Genomic DNA, 5,003 nt, shown 5'->3' with positions numbered 1-5,003 from the left:
CGGGGGTACTCGAGCGGCGAACGGGTGAGTAACACGTGAGTAACCTGCCCTGGACTTTGGGATAACCCTCGGAAACGGGGGCTAATACCGGATATGACCTTTGGCTGCATGGCTGGGGGTGGAAAGTTTTTCGGTCTGGGATGGGCTCGCGGCCTATCAGCTTGTTGGTGGGGTGATGGCCTACCAAGGCGACGACGGGTAGCCGGCCTGAGAGGGCGACCGGCCACACTGGGACTGAGACACGGCCCAGACTCCTACGGGAGGCAGCAGTGGGGAATATTGCACAATGGGCGGAAGCCTGATGCAGCGACGCCGCGTGAGGGATGACGGCCTTCGGGTTGTAAACCTCTTTCAGCAGGGACGAAGCGTAAGTGACGGTACCTGCAGAAGAAGCGCCGGCCAACTACGTGCCAGCAGCCGCGGTAAGACGTAGGGCGCGAGCGTTGTCCGGATTTATTGGGCGTAAAGAGCTCGTAGGCGGCTTGTCGCGTCGTCCGTGAAAACCTGCAGCTCAACTGCAGGCTTGCGGTCGATACGGGCAGGCTAGAGTTCGGTAGGGGAGACTGGAATTCCTGGTGTAGCGGTGAAATGCGCAGATATCAGGAGGAACACCGGTGGCGAAGGCGGGTCTCTGGGCCGATACTGACGCTGAGGAGCGAAAGCGTGGGGAGCGAACAGGATTAGATACCCTGGTAGTCCACGCTGTAAACGTTGGGCGCTAGGTGTGGGGGGCCTCTCCGGTTCTCTGTGCCGCAGCTAACGCATTAAGCGCCCCGCCTGGGGAGTACGGCCGCAAGGCTAAAACTCAAAGGAATTGACGGGGGCCCGCACAAGCGGCGGAGCATGCGGATTAATTCGATGCAACGCGAAGAACCTTACCTGGGTTTGACATCGCCGGAAAACTCGCAGAGATGTGGGGTCCTTCGGGGCCGGTGACAGGTGGTGCATGGCTGTCGTCAGCTCGTGTCGTGAGATGTTGGGTTAAGTCCCGCAACGAGCGCAACCCTCGTCCAATGTTGCCAGCAATTCGGTTGGGGACTCATTGGAGACTGCCGGGGTCAACTCGGAGGAAGGTGGGGATGACGTCAAGTCATCATGCCCCTTATGTCCAGGGCTTCACGCATGCTACAATGGCCGGTACAAACCGCTGCGAGCCCGTGAGGGGGAGCGAATCGGAAAAAGCCGGTCTCAGTTCGGATCGGGGTCTGCAACTCGACCCCGTGAAGTCGGAGTCGCTAGTAATCGCAGATCAGCAACGCTGCGGTGAATACGTTCCCGGGCCTTGTACACACCGCCCGTCACGTCACGAAAGTCGGCAACACCCGAAGCCGGTGGCCTAACCCGTAAGGGAGGGAGCCGTCGAAGGTGGGGCTGGCGATTGGGACGAAGTCGTAACAAGGTAGCCGTACCGGAAGGTGCGGCTGGATCACCTCCTTTCTAAGGAGCAACTCGATCGGGAAACCGATCCAGTAGCCCGCGACCTGCGAATGTCAGGTCGGGGTGCTCATAGGCGGAGACACTGGCCAGCACAACCCGGCAACGGCCGGCCCACAAGTACGACCCTCGCGAGAGGGTGTGGAACACGGGCTGGTGCGGCTGGGGAGGGCGTACAAACATAAGCATCCTGTTGGGTATCTGAAAGAACAACCGGGCCGGCCGAGGTCGGCGCCCAGTGCGAAAGCCTGGGGGTTGTTTTTCAGCACCAGGCATGACCTGGCATCTCATACCGGTCGAGGGCGTTGTTTCTCGGGGTTTGGTGGGGTGTGGATCGGGTTGTGGGTTGGTCGTTGGTTGAGAATTGCACAGTGGACGCGAGCATCTTGTTTTCTGTGGTTAAGTTGTCAAGGGCGGACGGTGGATGCCTTGGCACCAGGAGCCGATGAAGGACGTGGGAGGCCGCGATAGGCCTGGGGGAGCTGTCAACCTAGCTGTGATCCCAGGGTGTCCGAATGGGGGAACCTGGCACGAGTCATGTCGTGTCACTCGCACCTGAATTCATAGGGTGTTGAGGGGGAACGCCGGGAAGTGAAACATCTCAGTACCGGTAGGAAGAGAAAACAATTGTGATTCCGTGAGTAGTGGCGAGCGAAAGCGGATGGAGCCTAAACCTTGTATGTGTGATACCTGTCAGGGGTTGCATGCGGGGGGTTGTGGGAGCCACTGGACATATCTGACAGTGTGTCGAGGAGTTACAAAGTCTTGCGTTAGTCGAACGGTGTGGGATAGCCGGCCGTAGAGGGTGAGAGCCCCGTAGGTGAAAGCGTTTGACCTCTTTGTGGTTTTCCCGAGTAGCAGCGGACTCCTAGAATCTGCTGTGAATCTGCCAGGACCACCTGGTAAGGCTGAATACTTCCTGGTGACCGATAGCGGACGAGTACCGTGAGGGAATGGTGAAAAGTACCCCGGGAGGGGAGTGAAATAGTACCTGAAACCGTTCGCCTACAATCCGTCAGAGCCTTTTGGGGTGATGGCGTGCCTTTTGAAGAATGAGCCTGCGAGTTAGTGGCATGTGGCGAGGTTAACCTGTGTGGGGTAGCCGTAGCGAAAGCGAGTCTGAAGAGGGCGTTGAGTCGCGTGTTCTAGACCCGAAGCGGGGTGATCTAGCCATGGGCAGGTTGAAGCGTGGGTAAGACTGCGTGGAGGACCGAACCCACCAACGTTGAAAAGTTGGGGGATGACCTGTGGTTAGGGGTGAAAGGCCAATCAAACTCCGTGATAGCTGGTTCTCCCCGAAATGCATTTAGGTGCAGCGTCGTGTGTTTCTTGCCGGAGGTAGAGCACTGGATGGTCTAGGGGGCCTACAAGCTTACTGAAATCAGCCAAACTCCGAATGCCGGTAAGTGAGAGCGCGGCAGTGAGACTGCGGGGGATAAGCTTCGTAGTCGAGAGGGAAACAGCCCAGATCACCAGCTAAGGCCCCTAAGCGTGTGCTAAGTGGAAAAGGATGTGGGGTCGCTTAGACAACCAGGAGGTTGGCTTAGAAGCAGCCATCCTTTAAAGAGTGCGTAATAGCTCACTGGTCAAGTGGTTCCGCGCCGACAATGTAGCGGGGCTCAAGTACACCGCCGAAGCTGTGGCACTGACACAATGACTCGGCATCTTCCCTTGTGGTGGGTGTCCAGGTGTGTTGGTGGGTAGGGGAGCGTCGTGTCACCGGGGAAGCGGCGGAGTGATCCAGCCGTGGAGGTGATACGAGTGAGAATGCAGGCATGAGTAGCGCATGAAGGGTGAGAATCCCTTCCGCCGGATGACCAAGGGTTCCAGGGCCAGGCTGTTCCGCCCTGGGTGAGTCGGGGCCTAAGGCGAGGCCGAGAGGCGTAGTCGATGGATAACGGGTTGATATTCCCGTACCCGCGAAGGAGCGACCACGGCGAACCTCATTATGCTAACTGTCCGAGCTGCCGGCGGCCTTCGGGTCAAGGGTGGTGAGCGCAGGATCCTGGTGGGTAGTAGTTGAGTGATGGGGTGACGCAGGAAGGTAGCTGGTCCCAGGCGGTGGTTGTCCTGGGGTAAGCGTGTAGCCCGTGCCATAGGCAAATCCGTGGCGCATATGAGGGTGAGACGTGATGCCGAGCCGATTCAGGTGAAGTCAGTGATCCTATGCTGTCGAGAAAAGCCTCTAGCGATGTTCCGAGCGGCCCGTACCCGAAACCGACACAGGTGGTCAGGTAGAGAATACCGAGGCGACGGGCGAACTGTGGTTAAGGAACTCGGCAAATTGCCCCCGTAACTTAGGGAGAAGGGGGGCCGGACGCGTGAAGCCCTGTGCGGGTGGAGCGTGGTATGGCCGCAGAGAGCAGGGGGAAGCGACTGTTTACTAAAAACACAGGTCCATGCCAAGTCGTAAGACGATGTATATGGACTGACGCCTGCCCGGTGCTGGAACGTTAAGGGGACCTGTTAGCTCTTTTGGGGGCGAGGCGGAGAACTTAAGCGCCAGTAAACGGCGGTGGTAACTATAACCATCCTAAGGTAGCGAAATTCCTTGTCGGGTAAGTTCCGACCTGCACGAATGGCGTAACGACTTCCCCACTGTCTCAACCACAGGCCCGGCGAAATTGCAGTACGAGTAAAGATGCTCGTTACGCGCGGCAGGACGGAAAGACCCCGGGACCTTTACTATAGCTTGACATTGGTATCCGAATTTAATTGTGTAGGATAGGTGGGAGCCGTTGATCCTCGGACGCCAGTTCGGTGGGGAGGCAATCTTGAAATACCACTCTGTTGGGTTTGGGTATCTAACTTGCGGCCCTGATCGGGTCGAGGGACAGTGTCTGGTGGGTAGTTTAACTGGGGCGGTTGCCTCCTAAAGGGTAACGGAGGCGCCCAAAGGTTCCCTCAGCCTGGTTGGCAATCAGGTGTTGAGTGTAAGTGTATAAGGGAGCTTGACTGTGAGACTGACGGGTCGAGCAGGGACGAAAGTCGGGACTAGTGATCCGGCACTTGCGTGTGGAAGCGGTGTCGCTCAACGGATAAAAGGTACCCCGGGGATAACAGGCTGATCTTCCCCAAGAGTCCATATCGACGGGATGGTTTGGCACCTCGATGTCGGCTCGTCGCATCCTGGGGCTGTAGCAGGTCCCAAGGGTTGGGCTGTTCGCCCATTAAAGCGGTACGCGAGCTGGGTTTAGAACGTCGTGAGACAGTTCGGTCCCTATCCGCCGTGCGCGTTGGATACTTGAGAAGGGCTGTCCCTAGTACGAGAGGACCGGGACGGACGAACCTCTGGTGTGCCAGTTGTTCCGCCAGGAGCACGGCTGGTTGGCTACGTTCGGAAGGGATAACCGCTGAAAGCATCTAAGCGGGAAGCCTGCTTCGAGATGAGGTATCCCACCCCGTTGGAGGGGGTAAGGCTCCCAGGTAGACGACTGGGTTGATAGGCCGGAGATGTAAGCCAGGTAACTGGTTCAGTTGACCGGTACTAATAGGCCGAGGGCTTAACCACGTCAAACTTTGTGCTCGACGCGTCCACTGTGTGATTCACAGCAAACGAACAACCACCC

General features: G+C 57.9%; 2 rRNA genes. Both read left to right on the top strand.

The annotated features are described in order from the left end of the window. Positions 1-1,437 (top strand): 16S ribosomal RNA (locus tag HH310_RS42885); the annotation flags it as partial. A 394-nt stretch (positions 1,438-1,831) separates the two neighbouring features. Then, positions 1,832-4,945: ribosomal RNA gene (locus tag HH310_RS42880) — 23S ribosomal RNA — on the top strand. The last annotated feature ends 58 nt before the right edge of the window (positions 4,946-5,003 follow it).

The sequence above is a fragment of the Actinoplanes sp. TBRC 11911 genome, from assembly GCF_012933445.1.
GTDB lineage: Bacteria > Actinomycetota > Actinomycetes > Mycobacteriales > Micromonosporaceae > Actinoplanes.
Note: the sequence above shows the minus strand (reverse complement) of the source record. Positions and strands in the feature narration are given on the sequence as shown.